Source organism: Pristimantibacillus sp. Z349TD_6, assembly GCF_056173205.1.
The window spans coordinates 2,143,886-2,163,828 of sequence record NZ_CM149662.1 but is presented as its reverse complement, the minus strand read 5'-3'; the positions used below and the strand labels follow the sequence as shown (position 1 = coordinate 2,163,828).

17 protein-coding genes and 1 other annotated feature are annotated in these 19,943 nt (G+C 46.3%); all 17 genes read right to left on the bottom strand.

Going from position 1 to position 19,943, the window contains the following annotated elements:
* Positions 1 to 101 precede the first annotated feature (101 nt).
* The 17 genes from AC0VYE_RS09290 to hemB all read right to left on the bottom strand — a co-directional run bounded on the left by AC0VYE_RS09290 (position 102) and on the right by hemB (position 19,943).
* Positions 102 to 1,247, bottom strand: coding sequence for an FtsW/RodA/SpoVE family cell cycle protein (locus AC0VYE_RS09290; protein ID WP_076270855.1), 1,146 nt, complete (start codon positions 1,245 to 1,247; stop codon positions 102 to 104).
* A 7-nt stretch (positions 1,248 to 1,254) separates the two neighbouring features.
* Positions 1,255 to 2,046: a septum site-determining protein MinD gene (minD, locus tag AC0VYE_RS09285; RefSeq protein WP_054027234.1), complete on the bottom strand. Its 792-nt coding sequence runs from the start codon at positions 2,044 to 2,046 to the stop codon at positions 1,255 to 1,257.
* Between the two features lie 3 nt (positions 2,047 to 2,049).
* Positions 2,050 to 2,715: a septum site-determining protein MinC gene (locus AC0VYE_RS09280; RefSeq protein ID WP_076270856.1), complete on the bottom strand. Its 666-nt coding sequence runs from the start codon at positions 2,713 to 2,715 to the stop codon at positions 2,050 to 2,052.
* 65 nt (positions 2,716 to 2,780) lie between these two features.
* Complete coding sequence (mreD, locus tag AC0VYE_RS09275; RefSeq protein WP_076270857.1) at positions 2,781 to 3,305, bottom strand: rod shape-determining protein MreD; 525 nt, start codon at positions 3,303 to 3,305, stop codon at positions 2,781 to 2,783.
* Positions 3,302 to 4,150: a rod shape-determining protein MreC gene (mreC, locus tag AC0VYE_RS09270; RefSeq protein WP_475447390.1), complete on the bottom strand. Its 849-nt coding sequence runs from the start codon at positions 4,148 to 4,150 to the stop codon at positions 3,302 to 3,304. The genes mreD and mreC overlap by 4 nt, the downstream gene beginning before the upstream one ends.
* Before the next feature lie 73 nt (positions 4,151 to 4,223).
* A complete protein-coding gene (locus AC0VYE_RS09265) occupies positions 4,224 to 5,252 on the bottom strand; it encodes a rod shape-determining protein (protein WP_076270859.1) in 1,029 nt (342 codons plus the stop codon).
* A gap of 39 nt (positions 5,253 to 5,291) precedes the next feature.
* Positions 5,292 to 5,981, bottom strand: coding sequence for a RadC family protein (gene radC, locus AC0VYE_RS09260; RefSeq protein ID WP_076270860.1), 690 nt, complete (start codon positions 5,979 to 5,981; stop codon positions 5,292 to 5,294).
* 90 nt (positions 5,982 to 6,071) lie between these two features.
* Entirely contained in the window at positions 6,072 to 6,701 is a 630-nt protein-coding gene (locus tag AC0VYE_RS09255) for a Maf family protein (RefSeq protein ID WP_076270876.1), read from the bottom strand.
* A gap of 54 nt (positions 6,702 to 6,755) precedes the next feature.
* Positions 6,756 to 6,998 carry a DUF4321 domain-containing protein gene (locus AC0VYE_RS09250; RefSeq protein WP_076270861.1) on the bottom strand — a complete coding sequence of 81 codons (243 nt, stop codon included), beginning with the start codon at positions 6,996 to 6,998 and terminating at the stop codon, positions 6,756 to 6,758.
* 61 nt (positions 6,999 to 7,059) lie between these two features.
* Complete coding sequence (locus AC0VYE_RS09245) at positions 7,060 to 8,481, bottom strand: hypothetical protein (RefSeq protein WP_475447387.1); 1,422 nt, start codon at positions 8,479 to 8,481, stop codon at positions 7,060 to 7,062.
* A gap of 823 nt (positions 8,482 to 9,304) precedes the next feature.
* Positions 9,305 to 10,699 carry a UDP-N-acetylmuramate--L-alanine ligase gene (gene murC / locus AC0VYE_RS09240; protein WP_339207856.1) on the bottom strand — a complete coding sequence of 465 codons (1,395 nt, stop codon included), beginning with the start codon at positions 10,697 to 10,699 and terminating at the stop codon, positions 9,305 to 9,307.
* 7 nt (positions 10,700 to 10,706) lie between these two features.
* Entirely contained in the window at positions 10,707 to 12,092 is a 1,386-nt protein-coding gene (locus AC0VYE_RS09235) for a bifunctional folylpolyglutamate synthase/dihydrofolate synthase (protein ID WP_475447385.1), read from the bottom strand.
* Positions 12,093 to 12,121: 29 nt separating this feature from the next.
* The gene (locus AC0VYE_RS09230; RefSeq protein WP_475447383.1) at positions 12,122 to 14,764 is read right to left on the bottom strand and encodes a valine--tRNA ligase; all 2,643 of its coding nucleotides are present in this window, start codon (positions 14,762 to 14,764) and stop codon (positions 12,122 to 12,124) included.
* Positions 14,765 to 14,820: 56 nt separating this feature from the next.
* Positions 14,821 to 15,061 (bottom strand) — a binding site (T-box leader).
* Positions 15,062 to 15,180: 119 nt separating this feature from the next.
* Positions 15,181 to 16,461 carry a LysM peptidoglycan-binding domain-containing protein gene (locus AC0VYE_RS09225; RefSeq protein WP_475447380.1) on the bottom strand — a complete coding sequence of 427 codons (1,281 nt, stop codon included), beginning with the start codon at positions 16,459 to 16,461 and terminating at the stop codon, positions 15,181 to 15,183.
* A gap of 89 nt (positions 16,462 to 16,550) precedes the next feature.
* Entirely contained in the window at positions 16,551 to 17,552 is a 1,002-nt protein-coding gene (locus AC0VYE_RS09220; RefSeq protein WP_475447378.1) for an RluA family pseudouridine synthase, read from the bottom strand.
* Between the two features lie 86 nt (positions 17,553 to 17,638).
* Complete coding sequence (gene hemL, locus AC0VYE_RS09215; RefSeq protein ID WP_076271661.1) at positions 17,639 to 18,940, bottom strand: glutamate-1-semialdehyde 2,1-aminomutase; 1,302 nt, start codon at positions 18,938 to 18,940, stop codon at positions 17,639 to 17,641.
* A gap of 4 nt (positions 18,941 to 18,944) precedes the next feature.
* Positions 18,945 to 19,943: a porphobilinogen synthase gene (gene hemB, locus AC0VYE_RS09210; RefSeq protein ID WP_076271668.1), complete on the bottom strand. Its 999-nt coding sequence runs from the start codon at positions 19,941 to 19,943 to the stop codon at positions 18,945 to 18,947.

Below are 19,943 nucleotides of genomic sequence, written 5' to 3'. Positions count from 1 at the left end.
GGGATTGAGACAAGTATGCGAGCGCAGCTAATCATAAAAAAAAGCCACCCCAAGATCGGATAACATCCGTCTCAGAAGCAGCTTTCTAGCTTGACTAACCTTTAGTCAGCCATCTCATATTTTTCTTGATGTGCCTTAATGCTGAATACAAGTCCGATTGACAGCATATTAAGCAGAAGTGATGTGCCTCCATAACTAATAAACGGCAGCGTAATTCCCGTAATTGGCATAATTCCAATCATCATTCCGATATTTTGGAACACCTGGAACACATACATGGACACGATGCCAATAATAATGTACGAGGCTCGCAAATCATAACACTTAAAAGCAATAATAATCATCCGATATATGAGCAAGAAATACAGAAGCAATAAGATGGCTGCGCCTTGAAAACCAAATTCCTCGCCAATAACAACAAAAATCGAGTCAGAATACGGATAAGGTACAAAACCGCCATTTTTCATATCGCCTTGCAAATAACCGTCACCGTTTAAACCGCCTGAACCGATTGCAATTTGTGCATTTTCCGATTGGTGTTTGTCATCTGCAGTTGCCGTCTCCGGATTAATGAAAGTATTAATCCTTTTATGCCAATGTCCCATTTCATTATCTTTCAAGTAATTGTAAATTTCTTGATTGAATGTGTTGAACAGAGAAACAAAAAGGACAAGACTTACAACAACGACTGTAATCCCTGTAATAACATGAGAATATTTGACATTCCCAATCCATAACATCCCTAACACGATGACTACGTATATGATCGCATTGCCGAGATCCGGCTGAATCATTACGAGCATAAACGGCAGAAAAGCAAATGCTGCAATCGGAAGCAAATCTTGGGTGAGCGTCAGCCGATCGCCTTGCCGTCGTCCCATAATATAAGCGATACCGATAATGAGTATAATTTTGACCATTTCCGCAGGCTGAAACGATAAAGCTCCAAACTGAAACCATCCTCTAGCCCCATTGATTACCGCTCCAAAGAAATAAACAAGAATCAACAATGTAACCCCTATGCCATAAAGGACATGCCAGCTCTTGAGAACGATACGATAATCAAATAAGGTGGCTGCTATAGCTACAAAAAAGCCCAAGCCGTAAAACTTCAGCTGTTTGATCTCATGACCTGCGTACTTTGGATTATTTGCAGTTGCACTATAGACAAGTACGATACTGATAATCATAAGGAAAACTAAGATTATCAAAATTCCCCAATCCAGCTTTTTTAATTTGTTAAGCAAGTCGTAATCATCCTATTCCGAGGAACTTACGGAAACGTTTGAACGCTCCCGCCTTCTCATCAAGCAGCATGAGAGGAACCATGTCGCCAAGTATGCGGCGTGCGATGTTCCGGTAGGCGATTGCGGCACGTGAAGCCGGATTCATAACTGTCGGCTCTCCGCTGTTTGCAGCAGAAATAACTTTCTCATCATCAGGTACGATTCCGATCAAATCGACTGCCAGCACTTGACAAATTTCATCGATATCCAACATTTCACCGGTTTTCATCATATTTTGACGAATCCGGTTAATGATCAGCTTACTTGGTATTTTCTCCTGCTCCAGCAGTCCGATTACACGATCGGCATCCCGTACCGCAGCGTTCTCAGGTGTAGTGATCACGATAGCTCGATCAGCACCTGCAATTGCGTTTCGAAAGCCATGCTCAATCCCTGCTGGGCAATCAATAATAACATAGTCATGCTCTTTCTTGAGCTCTAAAATCATATTTCGAACTTGTTCAGGCGTAACAGAATCTTTATCCTTCGTCTGTGCGGCAGGAAGCATGTACAGCTCTTCAAAGCGCTTGTCCTTTACGAGCGCCTGGTTCAAGCGGCAGCGGCCCTCGGCAACATCAACCAAATCATAAATGATTCGGTTCTCAAGTCCCATAACCACGTCCAGATTGCGAAGTCCAATATCTGTATCAACCATGCAAACCTTCTTACCAAGTAAAGCTAGCGCGGTACCCAGGTTCGCCGAAGTGGTCGTCTTGCCGACGCCGCCTTTCCCTGATGTTACAACAATCGCTTCTCCCATATTCTACACTCCTTTAAACATTATAGGATTATGCCGTATGCGGAATAATTGCGCTAGCTTATCAATTTGCATTCTACCTTCACTTAAGAAGGCGAACTCCATAGAGGCATCGCCGGTCATCCATTCCTCTGGCGGTCTGCTGATTACATCCGCAATGCGGAGCTGAGTTGGCCGCATGAGTGAAGTCGCTATAATCACGTCCGTCCTCCCGCCAATCCCAGCATGCGCGGTTCCGCGCAATGCACCCAGCACATATATGTCACCTGTACACATTAAAGTACCGCCCGGATTCAAATCGCCGATTAAAAGTAAATCCCCATCATGCTCATAAGTTTGGCCTGAGCGTATAATAGACGTGAGCACTTGCAGATTAGGTTGCTGTCCGAGCTGAGGATCGATCTTAGGCGCTTCAGACTCAACAGATTGAACCATTAGGTTTCCTTGTGAACGTATCACGTTTTTGATGCGATCTTTATCATCATCAGAAATCTGCCTGGATCCAAGCTTCACCTGAACGTGAACAAGGGGACCTGTGAGCAACTGCTGATGCGTCTTCTCCAGCTTGTATTGCAATTCATCTAGAAGCGTCGCAAATTCACATTTATCGTCGAGAAGGAACACGAGACCTTCTTTTACACCCTTAATAATAATATGCTGCTTATCGGTCACGTTCGTCCCTCCCCAACCTAATGGATTCTTGCTAAGCTGGGCAAAATCCTGCCTGCAGCAATATTTTATTCCTCATCCTTCTCTGCTTTGACCAATGTCTGCCCTTCAAACCATTTTCGAGCCGGTACATAACACAAGAGTGCAAACGCCAGCTGCAAAAATAAACTAGGAAGGATATGATCGATAAGTGCCCATGCATAACTTTCATTCGTAATTCGAAATGCTTTGTAAATGAAATATATGGCGCTGTCATATAGAATGCAGGCAAATCCCACAACAGAAATCGCCATCATAAGCGTTGAACGGCGATGCTCCAGCAATACGCCAGTAAAGTAACCCATTAAACCCATAATAAACGCATTAATTCCAAGCAGATGACCAAAGTATACAATATCCTGAAGCAATCCGAAGCTTATGCCAAGCATGAGTGCAAGATGCCTTCTGCTATATAGACCTGAGAAGATGACCATTACAAATACAAAGTGAGGAATGATCCGTTGACCGAAGCCGGCTGGAATAATCCACGGCATCACTGCTCCCTCGATAACGAACAAGAGCAACATGAGCAGGATGATTCGGTTCAAGCTCATTTCTCGGCATCCTCCATTTCAGGGACCTGAACAACGAATACCTCAGTCAGATGATCAAAACTTGCTGATAGCTTGACCGATGCCGTATATGTAAGTCCGAAGTCGCCAAGCTGCTTGTTTTCAACCGTTCCGACAACGAGTCCTCTTGGATAAATTCCGCCTAGGCCAGATGTAATAACTGTATCTTGAAATTCCATTTTATCGTCTTCGGCAATTTTCGTCATAACGATTCTAGACGTTTCCTTGTTGTAGCTGCTCAGAACACCAAATGAATCATTCTCACGACCCATAATCGTCACAGCAATGGAGTTGAACGTTGGTGATGCTTCGTCAAGTTCTGTAATTGGAGTTACGGCTGCCGAATTGGGGGTTACTGAGCTTACGAGACCGATCAACCCCTCTATGGTTGTTACAGCCATATTCGGTTTGATGCCATCTCTGGAACCTAGGTTAATCGTCATCGTGCGGTTATTCGCATCGTTGCTGATCGATACAACCTGTGCGATCAAATAATTATAATTGTACATCTCTTTCTGACGCTGTGTGAACGAGAGTTCTGCCTTTAAACGTTCATTCTCTTTTTCTACGAAATTGTAATTAATCTTGTCACGAGAATAAGCTGCAGCTGTAAGGCGCAGCTGCTCATTTTCTTCATAAATCGTACGTAAATTACTAATATCCTCGAAGAAGCCCGCTATATAACCAGCGGGCTTGTAGAACCATTGCTGCACGTATGCTGCCGAATCCTTCAAAAATTTCTCCGGCCACGATAATTCCTTGCGGTCGCTTAGCGAGAAGCCGATGACCGCTATGAATAAAATAAACCCGATCATAAGCATAAACATACGCTTATTTCTCATTAGCTTAAACAGCTCGACCACCTGCCCATTTCATATCCGTTTCCCCATCGGACCTAACTTAGCGTCTCGAACGAGATGAGCTTCTTGCTTTAAATAAATGAATATTATCGAGCGAGCGGCCAGTACCGATCGCAACACAATCAAGCGGATTGTCGGCAACAATAACCGGCATGCCTGTCTCTCTTTGAAGCAGCTTGTCCAGATTGCGCAGCAAGGCGCCGCCGCCTGTGAGGACGATACCCCGGTCCATAATGTCCGCAGACAACTCCGGCGGGCATTTCTCCAGCGTTACTTTCACCGCGTCAACAATGGCATTAACGGTATCTGCTAATGCTTCTGTAATCTCATCGGATGTAATCGCTAGTGTCTTAGGCAATCCCGATACGAGATCGCGTCCACGAATTTCAATCGTTTCCGGACGATCCAGTGGAAGTGCTGAACCAATTTCCATCTTCAGCTGCTCGGATGTACGTTCCCCGATCATGAGATTGTATTGTCTTTTAATATATTGTATAACCGCTTCATCCATCTCGTCACCAGCTACACGAATGGATCTCGCCGTAACGATTCCGCCTAATGAAATAACAGCAACCTCAGTTGTACCTCCACCAATATCAACTACCATGCTGCCTGTCGGCTCCCATACAGGCAAATCAGCGCCAATCGCTGCTGCGAATGGTTCTTCAATCGTATAGGCCTCACGAGCTCCAGCTTGCTTAGTCGCATCCTCGACTGCGCGTTTCTCAACCGCTGTAATGCCCGACGGCACACAAACCATAACGTTTGGATGGCGGGGAAATAAAGAACGCTGCTTCTGGGCTTGTCGAATAAAATATTTAATCATCGTAGCAGTCGTTTCAAAATCAGCGATAACGCCATCTTTCATCGGACGAACAGCACGAATGTTGCCGGGCGTTCTACCGATCATTTTTTTGGCTTGCTCGCCTACTGCTTCAATTGTTTTTGTATCTGTACGAAGGGCCACCACGGAAGGCTCCCTTACCACAATTCCTTTTCCTTTGACGAATACCAACGTATTCGCTGTTCCTAAATCAATACCCAAATCTTTCGAAAAACCACCAAACATGTTCTTGCTCCCTTCTAATTGCCACATCACTTTATTATATTACATATGACCTTGTTCCTTCAAACTTACGAATCTTCCGTCACCGATTACCAAATGGTCAAGAACTTCTATTCCGACTAGCTGTCCAGCTTCCGCTAGACGTCCCGTTAATGCAATGTCTTCTGGGCTCGGCGTAGGATCGCCGCTTGGGTGATTATGAACACAAATGATAGATGCGCTGTTACGTGAAATAGCTGCACGAAATACTTCTCGAGGATGTACTAGCGATGCATTAAGCGTACCGACAGATAAGGTTTCGCGGGCAATAATATGGTTTTTTGTGTTTAAAAACAAACATACGAAGTGCTCCTTCTTCAAATAGCGAAGCTCTTCCATCACATATTCCGCAGCATCCTGCGGCTTGCGCACAATAACCGTCTCACCAAGCTGACTCCGGGAAATTCTTCTTCCCAGTTCAATGCCAGCACGAAGCTGAATCGCCTTTGCCGGACCAATTCCTCGAATGGCTGTTAATTGTTCCATGCTCATATCCATTAAATTACGCAGGCTGCCGCATTGCTTAAGCACCGCTCCTGCCAAATGTACGGCGGATTGCCGCTTCGTACCTGTGCGCAGCAGTATGGCTAACAATTCGGTATGGCTAAGTGCTTCTGCCCCATATTTCATCATGCGCTCTCTTGGACGTTCTTCATGGGGGACTTCACGCAAAATCATAGGTTGCGGCAACATGTCCCAATCCCGCCTCTTCAAAAAAATGAATTATTCATATCATGCCACATTCAAGAAAAAAAATCCGATTGAAATCAATTAAGTTACCTTTTAAAAAACAGCAATGTCATAGGAAGCGAGCATGTCTGAGAGAAGCGATAACGGCAAGCCAACGACATTAAAATAACAGCCGTCAATTTGCTCTACAATCGTCGCTCCAAGTCCTTGTATGCCATAAGAGCCCGCCTTGTCCCTCGGCTCGCCGGTAGCAACGTACCTAGCAATTTGATCCTCGCTAAGCGGCTTCATCATTACCTTCGTTTTGCGATGGGCAACCAATGCTTCCCCGCTTGCAGAGAGAACACAAGCAACTCCTGAATACACTTCATGGGAGCGGCCTTGAAGGCGTCTAAGCATAGACTTTGCCTCTTCGTCGTCAGCAGGCTTGCCAAGCACATCTCCGTCAAGCACGACAATGGTGTCCGCACCAATAATTAAAGACGTTGGTACCTCCTGCTTTTGTTGCAGCAGGGGTATAGCTGCTTTTGCTTTGCGCAGGCTGAGCTGCTCTACAACTTCCGATGGCGACCAGCCTGCTTCAATCGTTTCATCCGTATCAGTAGACAAAATATAAACCGGCAAAGAAAGGTCCAGCGATGCGACCAGTTCCTTCCGGCGCGGTGACGAAGAGGCCAGTACTAGCTGGCTAATCGCTTCGTTGCGTAATTTTTTATATTCCATAAATTGAATGCTGCGCTCCTTCATGCTTTCCTTCATACGTCAATGTCTGCTGCTCTACATTTTGCGGTATAACCAAATTGCAATTACGGCTCCAATTAAGCTAAACAAGCTGAATTGCAGATGAAGCGTTAGGTTGAAACTGAGCACATATAGATCGACAGCAGGTGACCATGATGTTTCGATTGGTTTCGTTAAAAAAGAGATGCCTGGAACTGGAGTCAGCCATCGCGCTACTAGAGCACCAGCCAACAATCCAAATATGATAAAAATGAGAAGAATCCAGCCGTTTTTCTTCATCTTTCAACGCCTCTCGCCATGAAATGACACCTAAGACTATTATACGCATGAACCTATTCGTTTACAATGCGCTGATCTTCTCAAACCATTCTTTTTGCGTAATGATCACTTCCATAACTTCCGCTTGTGTCTTCCACAATTGTGCTTGAGAAGGCTTTTTATCGTACTCTACCATCGTCTTTGCTGCCGCATTCATCGCTTGATTGATTTTATCCAAATAGGCCTTACCTTCCGCATCTACTATACCTATTCGCAGCGTTTCCGCGTTTTCTGTCCATTTTTGATGCTCGGCTTTCCACGAATTTGCTGCAACATCGCCAAGCGGCGATAAGGTCGGCTGTTCCAGCTGGGCTAATGTTAATTCATCCAACATTTGGACGACTACTGCCGTTTGATCGAAGAAAGATTGTGCTGCTTTTTGATCGCCTTTAAACGGTATTTTTCCTGGATTTACTATATTTACTTCTTTGATATAAAGATCGATTTCCGGCATCATATTCCGAATAACCTGAGCTCCTTTTCGATCTGTACCCATGCCAGCATATACGCGATAATCAGCAGCGCTTGTCATAGCAGCACCAGCAAGCCCTTTCTCGGCCAATTGCGCCATTGCGGCATCCCTGCCCTCTGTATTGCTAAACACTCCAAATTGCAGCAAATAATAAGAACGATCCAGCCCTTTAAGTGCAGCCATCGCAGTATTCGGATCCGGTTTTGCTGCAGGGTCATTTTTATTTTCAACGCCCGCTTCCTTGCTTTCCTCACCTACACCTGCAACCGGATCTTTTCCTGTTCCTTCTTGGACAGAATCTCCAATCACGGGCACTGAATCAGGCTTATTGCCAGCTCCCCCCGGCCAAATGCTTGCCCCCGTAAACAATGACAACAATAAATAACCAAACAGCGCTCCAGTAGCAAGCGCAGCCGTCACTGACAAAAACACATTAAACCACGATGGCGCTCCCGCCATACGTTTCATTCGTGCATAGTTCACTCTTTTTATACTGATTTCGTCTTCTACGAACTCTTCTTCATACGCTTGAATCGGCTCCTGCATATAATCCCTATCTGAATACCTTTCCGCATATGTCTGTTGATCCTCAGGCTGCTCATAGGGATCATCCATAAAAGTTGGTTTTATCGTTTTTTTCTTCTCTTTTGGAGGATTGGGCTGAGCCTGTTTTGGAGTGGATACTGTCTTTGAATCAGCATCTCTAATAAGCTGCTCCAATGCGCCAATATCCTCTTGGAACGGACTGTTCCATGGACTCACTTCGCTGACGGAATGCTTCTCTGTAGATGGGTATAGAGGAACAACTTTCTTGGAAATCATTTTATTCGTATTGTTATTAGAGTTGTTGGGTGATGCTGCTTTATGATCGAGAGCCTCTTGTTGATTGTCATTGCTGCGGCTTTCTTCGTTAACGGACTGTCCATTGCCATTACGGTCAAAACGATAAGTAATACGGTTTTTCTGAGTCATTTCATCCACTCCTTGTCCCTTTCATCTAGTATTAATCTATGAGACATTTGAGAGATTTAGACCCATGCCCTTAGAGGGTTGTCTACCAAACCTTCAAAGGTTTTAAATTTATAGTTTAATGAGATTACAATTTCAAACTTTAATTTTAAAATTAAAAAATTAAATGATTAAATGATTTTCGAACCCACCCAAACCCTCCCTTCCAAGGGAGGGCCCCAAGGGTTGCACCCTCTGGACACCCGCAACTCAACTAACGTATAACCACATCCGGCGTCCAACAGTTCATGCAGCGTTGGAGCGCTTTGTCCCTCCGGGACCCGCTGGAAGCTTCTACAAACCTTGCTGCATCCTCTTAGACTCGCAATTGGACTAACAAAAGCCTGTCCCGCTGGGACACGATCGGCACTTCTTAAAACCTTGATGTGCATTCTGAGACCCGTAAACGGATTATTAAAGGTCCGTAAACTTTGATTGTAGATTTATGACGTTTAGTGCGCTCCGTCCCGCTGGGAGGCTGTGGAGTCTTTTTAAAGCATAGGTTATTGGGGTTGTTAATTATGAGGATATTTAGCTAGTGCTAGTTTAAGTGGGTTGATGAGATCAGTGAATGAATGAATGAATGAGGTAGAGAGTTAGAAAGTTAGAGGTGAATTATGTAGTGAGTACAAGCAAATGAGGATAGGGAATTGGACTAATGAGATTCATCTTTATCGGTTTTTGAAGTTAATTTTATGTGGGCTTATTTACAGCCTTTTTTACGAAAAGTCCTATGCTTATACAAAATGCCCGGTGATTCCGATATGGAATCCCGGGCATTAGCTGCTTATTGGTTTGATTTTAACGATTTCGCTAACGAATCCGCTACCTTCCAAATGTCGCCTGCTCCCATGGTGATAACAAGATCGCCTGGTGCGACCCGCTCAGTCAAGTATGCAAGCACTTCTTCTTTGGTTGGAATATACTCGGAGTTCGCGTTGCTGTTGCTTTTGATTAGCTCCACCAGCTTGCGGGATGTTACTCCTTCGATTTGCAATTCGCCTGCCGGCGAGTAGATGTCGGTAATGATTACCTCATCGGCCTCTGGGAATGCACGGCTGAATTGCTCGAATAAGAAAAACGTCCTCGTATAACGCTGTGGTTGAAACACGGCAATAATACGTTTACCTGTTGCTTTAGCAGCGCTGATTGTCGCTCTGATCTCCGTTGGATGATGCGCATAGTCATCAATGACCAAAATATCATTAACTTCCCCAAGCACCTGGAAGCGGCGTTTCGCGCCTCTAAATGATTGAATCGCAACAGCAATTTTGTCAAAGGACAAGCCTGCTTCGAGACAAGTAATAACAGTAGCCATTGCATTGTACACATTATGAAGGCCTGGAACAGACAGCTCCACATCTCCAAGCAATGCCCCTTTATGCGTCATTGTAAAGGTTACCTTCCGGTCTCCAAGTACAACATTTTGAGCTTTATAGTCTGCATCGCCGTCAATGCCATAAGTCACTAGCTGCGATGAATTCATATTGCCTTGATATACTTGCGGTATCAATTCGTTAACCGTCTCGTCATCCGCGCATACAATCGCCTTGCCGTCCGCTTTCACCTGCTGCAAAAACTGCACATAAGCAGCCTTCAGCTTGCCGAAATCGCCATCATAATTTTCAAGATGATCCGGCTCAATATTCGTCACGATAGCAAGCGTAGGGTGATAATGAAGGAATGAACCATCACTCTCGTCCGCTTCCGCTACGACGTATTCACCTTTGCCCGCTTTTGCGTTTGTACCTACATTAACGATTTCGCCACCGATAATATAGGTTGGATCCGCACCGCAAGATTCCATAACAAGCGCGATCATTGAAGAGGTCGTCGTCTTGCCATGTGCGCCGGCTACTGCGATTCCTTTGCCTGCGTTCATCAATCTAGCCAGCATTTGCGATCGATGCAAAACTGGGATGTTAAGCTCTTCAGCTGCTTTCCGTTCAACATTATCTTTGGAAAGTGCCGTAGAGTATACGACCAAGTCCGCTCCATTCACATGCTCGGGCTGATGACCGATATAAATGCTGGCACCATTTGCTGCAAGCTTCTCTGTTAATTCTTGACGTGCGACATCGGACCCGGTCACCTTATAGCCCATTTCCAGCATAACGCGGGCAATGGCACTCATACCGTAACCGCCGATTCCGATGAAATGAACGTGTTCTGCCGTATTCAAAGACGGTTCACCAACCTTTTTCAGAATCCGAGTCATACAAAATACGGGAGCGAACGTCAGCAATTAAATATAGCGTGCCTGTCACGACTCCAAGGTCTGTTTCCCCGGTTAACTGTTGTAGTTTTTGTAATGCTGCTTGCCAGTTTGATTCCACCACAAGCTCGAAAGCGTACTGATCTGGCTGTTGCTGACGCATTTCACGTACCAAATCAGCCAAAGCAGAGGCATCTTTTTTCATTCGATAGTCAGGCTCGGTCACAATAAGCGTATCCACTATTGGTAGTATATGCTTAAGAACATCCTGATGATTCTTATTCTCCAGCATACCCATCATAAGATGTAACCGATCATATTTGTAAGTATTTTTTAAAGCGTCCACGAGTGACTCTGCACCTTCTGGATTATGTGCGCCATCGACCAAAATACGAGGCTGATTAGAAACCATCTCAAGTCGTCCCGGCCACGCAGCCTTTTGAAGTCCTTCCGCCAGTACATCATCTTCGATGACCAGTGCATTATATTGGCGAAGTATCTCAAGCGTCATGACAGCAACCGCTGCATTCGTCCGTTGATGGGCACCATTTAGCGTGATTGTCAAAGGCTCGATGCTGCGGAACAGATTGTCGAAGCGGAAAGTTTGCTCATTCTCTCGAACCGAGATTGCCGTTTCATGGAATTGTTCACCTAACAAATATAGCGTGCTTTTTTTGCCTTCAGCTGCTTGCTTGATAACCTCAATTGCCTCAGGCTGAGTAACCGCACTAATGACCGGTATTCCTGCTTTAATAATGCCAGCTTTTTCGCTCGCAACTGCAGCAATCGTATCGCCGAGTTTATCCATATGGTCATGGCCAATATTCGTAATGACGGAAACAACCGGTTGAACGATATTTGTCACATCAAGCCTGCCGCCAAGTCCAGTCTCCCACACGACATAATCGGGATAAGTGACCTTCGCATAAAAAAGAATAGCCAGCGCTGTTGATACTTCAAACATCGTTGGCGAGCCTAGTTCTGTCTGAGCAAGCTCATCAACATGAGGTTTTAGCTCATTGGCAAGTCTAAGCAGCGTCTCTTCTTCGATATCGATGCCGTTATATTGAAAACGATTCGTAAACTTCGTTATATATGGCGATGTAAATGTGCCTACATCATATCCGCCGCGCAGCAAAACGCTCGTCAAATATGCACAAGTAGACCCTTTCCCATTCGTCCCGGCAATGTGGATAAACTTTAATCTGCGATGCGGATTATCCAGCCGTTCCATCAATTGCTCGATCCGATCAAGGCCTGGACGAATACCGAATGGAATTAGCCCAGTAATCCAATCTACCGCTTCCCGGTAGGATTGCAGCGGCCCTGCAGGCCGCTGCTCTATTTGTTGATCTGTCATACTAATCGTCCTTCTTCCGTTTTGCAGCGTTATCCGCGCAATTCCGCAATTCTAGCTAGTACCTTGTCGCGTTTGTCTGCATAATCGTTCATTTTGGCGCGTTCTTCATCGATAACCTTAGCTGGCGCTTTTGCCACAAAGCCTTCATTGCTGAGCTTCTTCTCAATCCGCTCTACCTCGGTATTCAAATGCTGATGTTCCTTCTCTAAACGAGCGATTTCCTGAGCGATATCGATTAAGCCGGCAAGCGGCAAATAAATCTCAGCACCAGTTAAAATCGCAGTCATTGCTTTGTCCGGCGCACTAATGTGCAGGCCAGTCTCCAAACTTGACGTACCGCAGAAACGTTTAATAAATTCTTCGTTGCGGGACATAATAGCAGCTTCAGCCTCGCTAGCAGGCTTAATAAGCATTTCAATCTTTTTGCTCATCGGAACATTTACTTCTGCTCGGATATTGCGCACTGAACGGATCATCTCCATCAGGAGCTCCATCTCTTTCACAGCGTCCGGCGCTTCAAGCGCAATATCATAAACCGGCCATTCTGCCAAAGTGATCGTATCGCCAACATGAGGCAGATGCTGCCAAATCTCTTCGCTGATATATGGCATGAACGGGTGAATAAGACGCTGCGTACGGTCTAGCACATAAGCAAGTACCGATTGCGTAGCTTTTTTAGCTGCTTCATCTGTGCTGTAAAGGCTAAGCTTAGCGAATTCAATGTACCAGTCGCAAAGATCGTCCCAAATGAAATTATACAATAGACGTCCAGTTTCACCGAACTCATAGCTGTCAATTAATCGAGTTACATCACGAACCGTTTCATTCAGACGATGCAAAATCCAGCGATCCGCTGTTCCGAGATTAACAGTGATATCAATATCAGCTGCTTCAACCCCTTCAAGATTCATCAGTGCGAAGCGTGATGCATTCCAAATCTTGTTCGCAAAGTTGCGCGATTGCTCAACCTTCTCCCAACGGAAACGCAAATCCTGACCTGGCGTGCTGCTTGTCGAGATCATATAACGCATAGCATCTGCGCCATATTTCTCGATTACCTCAAGCGGATCGACACCATTGCCCTTCGACTTGGACATCTTTTGTCCTTCGGAGTCACGGACAAGTCCGTGCATCAGCACATCCTTGAACGGAGACTGCTCTGTAAACTCAAGAGCTGTGAAAATCATTCGGGATACCCAGAAGTAAATGATGTCATAACCCGTTACGAGTACATCCGTTGGGTAATAACGTTTCAGGTCATTCGTTTCATCCGGCCAGCCTAGCGTAGAGAACGGCCATAATGCGGAGCTGAACCACGTATCAAGCACGTCATTATCTTGGGTAAGGTGATCGCCTTCCATATTCTCACGGGATACATGTGTTTCACCTGTCGTCTCATCATACCAAGCCGGTATGCGGTGACCCCACCATAGCTGCCTCGAAATACACCAATCGCGTACGTTCTCGATCCAGTGCAAATATATTTTCTCGAATCTCTCAGGTACGAAGTTGACACCTTTGCCAGCCTTTTGAGCTGCAATTGCAGCCTCAGCTAGAGGTTTCATTGCAACGAACCATTGTGTAGACAAATATGGCTCAACAACGGCGCCGCTGCGCTCACTGTGACCAACTTGATGCACATGATCTTCGATTTCCACGCATACCCCTTGCTCCTGCAAATCCATAACGAGCTGCTTGCGGCAATCCGCACGGTCGAGACCTTGATAAGGACCAGCTTCAGCGTTCATTGTACCTGTCTCATCCATCACAATGATCTGCGGCAGACTGTGACGCTCGCCAACTTCAAAATCATTTGGATCATGTGCAGGCGTAATTTTTACGGCACCTGAACCAAATTCCTTATCCACGTACTCATCTGCAATAATTGGAATTTCGCGTCCAACGACTGGAAGCACGATCATTTGTCCAATCAAGTGCTTGTAACGATCATCCTCTGGATGAACCGCTACTGCTGTATCGCCGAGCATCGTCTCTGGACGTGTCGTTGCAACCGTTATAAAGCCTGAACCGTCCTTAAGCGGGTATTTCAAGTGATACAAATGTCCATTGATTTCCTTGTGCTCTACCTCAATATCTGAAAGAGCTGTGCGTGCAGCAGGATCCCAGTTAATGATTTTTTTGCCGCGATAGATCAAGCCCTTATCGTAGAGCTTAACAAAAACCTCGCGTACAGCTTTGGAGAGGCCTTCATCCAAAGTGAACCGCTCTCTCGAATAATCAAGGGAAAGTCCCATCTTCGACCATTGATCGCGAATCGTACTTGCGTACTCATCCTTCCACTCCCATACTTTCTCTAGGAATGCTTCACGACCTAGGTCGTAGCGCGAAATTCCTTGCTCACGCAGCTTCTGCTCAACTCTTGTTTGCGTCGCGATGCCCGCATGGTCAGTTCCTGGCACCCATAGCGTGTCGAAACCTTGCATACGCTTCGTTCTAATTAAAATATCTTGTAGGGTAAAATCTAACGCATGCCCGATATGCAGCATTCCGGTAACGTTAGGAGGCGGAATAACAATCGTATACGTCTGTGCATCCGGTCGTTTGCCTGCCTCGAAAAATTTTCCCTGCATCCAGTAATCGTACCATTTCTGCTCAGCTGCCTTAGGATCATAAGTTGTCGGCATTGCAGTTGTCGTTTGATTTTCTGACATTCGTCCATCCTCCATAAATCGATCTACAAAAACAAAAAAAACCTGCCGCCCTTATCATAAAGGACGAAAGGTTAAGCTTCCGTGGTACCACCTTTGTTCCATACGAAATGTATCCGCATGGCACTCAAACAGATAACGGCTGCGGCCGGCCTGACTTCGGTAGAGCACAGGTTGCTCCTACTTGGCTCAGGCAACTCCGGGGCGACTCGTAGCAGTCACTTCCTGCAGAACCTCTCAGCGTAACGGTTCCACTCTCTGAAGGCTTTGCTGCCTACTATTCCCCATCAATGTCGTTATAACACATATATACTTTTATCATACCTTTGTTGCTGACCTGAGTCAACCTCGGCAGAAGCAAGAAATGCCCCTATCGCTCAAATTAATGAGCAATAAGGGCATTTTCGTTATAGAAGCCTCTATGGAATGTATAACAGCTGTCCTTCCGACACGCTTGAGTCGTCCAAACGGTTATACATTACAATTTCTCTCGGATTCATGCTATAGCGTGTAGCGATGACATCAAGCGTCTCGTCCCGCTGCACAATACACATCCGAATTTTCTTAAATTCCTTATCTTCCGAGCGTTTGCCCAGAAATAAGTTTTTCCACTCAATCTCATCGCCGGAAGCCTGTACTCTAGCTTCCTCATCTGCCCGCTGCTGAGCGACTACCTGTTCAGCCGCCTGACGTGCTGCTTGTTCACGCCGGCTCGTCTGAAGCAGCGTGAGAATGCCGACATCTCCTGCCAAACCAGAACCCTCTTGCGGCTGCTTGTTTGTAATTGCGATACGCGGCTCCTGCTTTTCCTGCTCTGGAATAAGACTCTGCTGCGGGATAGCCTCTGCTACTGGAGCTATTGGAGCATCGATTTGTACCGGCTCTTCACGTTCCTCCGCCAGTACTTGCTCGCTTGCTGCTTCAACTGGTGGAATCACTGCGGAATCATTTGCAAACGGCGAGGATGTTGCTAACCAGCCCTCGTTGCTTGTTTGCTGAGAAGATAGCGAAATTTCTCTCTCATCTTCTTGGCGCTCCACATCCTCTTCCTGCGGAGCAGGAGATGCGAATAACTGCGAAGATGACCAGCCTCCGCCTGACGATGAGGAAGAGATGGTTACTGTTGCTTCCTCAGGCTCATCCGATGCATCGGCTATTGTCTCGTTTGAAATCTCCTCTTGCGCAGCAAACTCAAGCTCTTCCGCTATGTACGATTGTTCATTAGCGGCATTTTGACCGTTAAAAGCTTCCAAGGCTCGTTCATCATAAACTTCCCGTTGATGAATGACAGTAAAAGGTTCTTCTCGCCAAATGTCCTCCGGCTCCTGAATAGGCTGAGCAGAAATACCGCGCAAAGAAAGAACACCCGTAATGTTTAATGTGCGAGCAGACAAAAGATCGACGTCAAAATTGTCAATTTCAATCGAAATATCATCCAGCCGTGATATGCGGTTCATTGGCAGCGTTATTTCGACCGGTATCCAGTGCTCCAGCGTCAGGGAGTTTTCGGAATCAGTTTGACTCCTATATACCCCGCTAAGCAGAAGCTGCCCTCTAAGCACGGCATGGTCCCCTTGATCGATAACTTGAATACGAGGAACAAGCTCAATTTCCTCCAACTCGTCAATTGCCGCAACATCATCGGGCAAGTGGACGCGCTCATACACATCAAATCGTAATCCGTTCGTTTGATCCGACACGCCTAAATCCTCCCCTCTCATACTGAATGCTTGGTCTAACGTTACATTCACTACTTATCTATATGGTAGGTTGGGCAGGAGCATGACTATCATTTTGAACGGAACTCCATCTCTACTGAAAGCTGCTTCAGCCATTGCGGCCAAGGCGAGGCTGCTTCTATTAGCGAGTCGGTCAGAGGATGAGGAAAAACAAGCTTTTCCCCATGCAGCGCTTGATGCTTCAACTGTGCTGTGCTTCCTCCATACAAACCGTCTCCAAGCAGCGGATGTCCGATATGACTTAAATGAACCCGAATTTGATGCGTTCGTCCCGTCTCGAGCTTTACACGGATTAGTGACGATCGAGAACTTGCTGCCACAACCTCGTAATGGCTAATTGCTAGATCGCCGTTTTCTGAAACTCTGCGCCTTGCCGGGTGATGTCGATCCTTCCCTATTGGCATATTGATCGTACCCGAAGGCTTTGACATCCGGCCTTGAACGACAGCCATATATTGTCTGTCTATCGCTTTCGCTCTCATCGCCTCATCAAGCTTCCACTGGGCCAAATCATTTTTGGCATATAGAACGGGACCAGACGTATCATCATCCAGCCTGTGGATATGACGTATATTCAGCGGATCGCCTTGGCTCAAAAGATGCCATGCCGCCGCCTCATCGAGCGTTCCGCTTTGACCCGGAGATGATCCATGCACTGCCATGCCAGCAGGCTTGTCAAATACGATGCAGAAATCGTCTTCATATAACACATCTGGCACATTTAGTTTAGTATCCCTTCGCAAGTGACGATATGAAGCATCACTTCGCGGATCTACTGGCGGGAAAGCAAGCAGCTGCAGCTGCTCCCCGTTCCACTGAATGCCTCCAATTGAAAACAACCGATTAATCCACTTCTGCGGAAAAAAGGAACGGGCCAGCAGCCACTGACGCACAAGGTGCGGATGACTGCCAGCCCGCGGCTGCGCAAGCTCCGGCGTTGCTGCCGGATCCTTTTCCGATTCAGGATTAATGGTATCAGAGGACGCAGCGCCAAGAGCAAGCCATTCTAGCTCCAGCCATTGTCCATTCCTCTTCATCCGACCATCAATCATATAACGTTCCTCCCAATCGTAAACGAAGCAAAAAACAACTTCGCTTCCTTACGAGCCTCTTACCTTCATTTCAAAATACAGCGATATTACAAGCGGCTAAACGCAATATCATGCGCTTCGATTGTCGCATCTATGTCCTCATTCGTATGAACCCCGGAAACAAACATGCCTTCAAATTGTGAAGGAGCAATGCTTACACCCAAATCAAGCATCGCCGCAAAATAAGCCTTAAACCGCTCTAGATCGGATGTTTTTGCCGTTTCGAAATTGATGACAAACGTATCCGTGAAGAACGGACAAACCATCGATCCAACACGGTTAATCGTATTTGCAATACCATGTTTGCGCGCATTCGCTTCAAAACCAAGCTGCAGCCTAACCGCTTGACGCTCCATATGCTCATACACTTCAGGGGTTAGCAGATTCAATGTTGCATAACCTGCCGCCATCGCAAGCGGATTGCCTGATAAGGTTCCCGCTTGATAGATAGGTCCGCTCGGTGCAATCATCTCCATAAGCTCCCGTTTGCCGCCGTATGCGCCGACTGGCAAGCCGCCGCCAATAACTTTGCCGAAGCAAGTAAGGTCTGGCGTAATACCATAAAGTCCCTGCGCGCAGTTATAACCAACACGGAAGCCCGTCATTACCTCGTCAAAAATAAGAACCGTACCGTATTGCGTTGTAATGTCGCGCAACCCTTGCAGGAAACCAGGCAATGGCGGAACAACGCCCATGTTGCCAGCTACCGGTTCAACGATGACACAAGCAATTTCCTCACCGAATTTTTCGAAAGCAAGCTTTACCGATTCAATATCGTTGTATGGTACCGTAATCGTATGCGAAGCTACATGCTCTGGCACACCCGGGCTGTCAGGCAAGCCAAGCGTCGCAACGCCTGAGCCTGCTTTAATGAGCAAGCTATCCGCATGACCATGATATGAGCCTTCGAATTTCAAAATCCTGCTTCGTTTCGTATAACCGCGAGCAAGCCGAATGGCGCTCATCGTCGCTTCCGTACCGGAGTTAACCATGCGAACGATATCAACTGAAGGTACTCGCTCGCAAACAAGCTCAGCCATCAATGTTTCAAGCTCTGTTGGGGCGCCGAAGCTTGTCCCCTTCTCTGCCGTACGTTTAATTGCTTCGATAACTTCAGGATGGGCATGCCCCATAATGAGAGGGCCCCATGATGCTACATAATCGATATAGCTGTTGCCATCGATATCATAAATGCGGCTGCCTTCTCCCCGCTCCATATAGACAGGGTTCAAGCCCACTGATTTGAATGCTCTAACCGGGCTGTTTACACCGCCTGGCATTACTTTTTTCGCTCTTTCGAAAGCTTCTACTGAGCGCGCATCATTTCTAAGGTTCGACTGTTCACTCATCTGCTTACCCCTCTCCCTTCAACCAACGTGCCGCATCCTTTGCGTGGTACGTAATAATGAGATCAGCACCAGCACGCTTCATGCCTAGCAAGGTTTCAAGAACGATCGATTGCTCATCAATCCAGCCATTAGCTGCAGCGGCTTTCACCATCGAGTATTCGGCACTTACGTTATAAGCGACAACCGGTAAATTATATTTATCCTTAAGCAGTCTCAAAATATCCAAGTAAGCTAGAGCAGGCTTGACCATTAGCATATCGGCGCCCTCAGCAATATCCGACTCTGCTTCACGAAGCGCCTCGCGTACGTTGGCTGGATCCATCTGGTATGTTTTGCGGTCGCCGAATTGTGGAGCCGAATGTGCGGCATCACGGAAAGGGCCATAGTAAGCCGAAGAAAATTTAACAGAGTAAGACATAATCGGAACATCACTAAAGCCAGCATCATCTAGACCTTCACGAATAGCAAGCACAAAGCCGTCCATCATATTGGAAGGTGCGATAATGTCTGCTCCTGCTTCCGCTTGCGATACAGCCGTTTGTACGAGCAGATCAAGCGAGGAGTCATTATCCACTTCCGCTATGCCTGTTTCCTCATGCAAATGTACGATGCCGCAATGACCGTGGTCGGTAAATTGGCATAAACAAGTATCAGCGACAACAACAAGCTCCGGCGCCCATTTCTTCACTGCTTTTATCGCTTGTTGAACGATACCGTTCGCATCATAAGCCGAAGATCCTAAAGCATCTTTATATTCTGGAAGGCCGAACAGCAGCACTGATTGAATGCCGCAAGCAACCACTTCACGAATCTCTTGCTCCAAAAGATCCATCGACAGGTGGTATACACCCGGCATTGATGGAATTTCTTCTTTTATATTTACACCATGCGTAACGAAGATCGGATATATAAAATCATTTACACTCAGCACGGTTTCTCTTACCATGCTCCGAAGAGCAGACGTTTTGCGTAATCTGCGATTTCTTACTGTTGGGAAACTCAT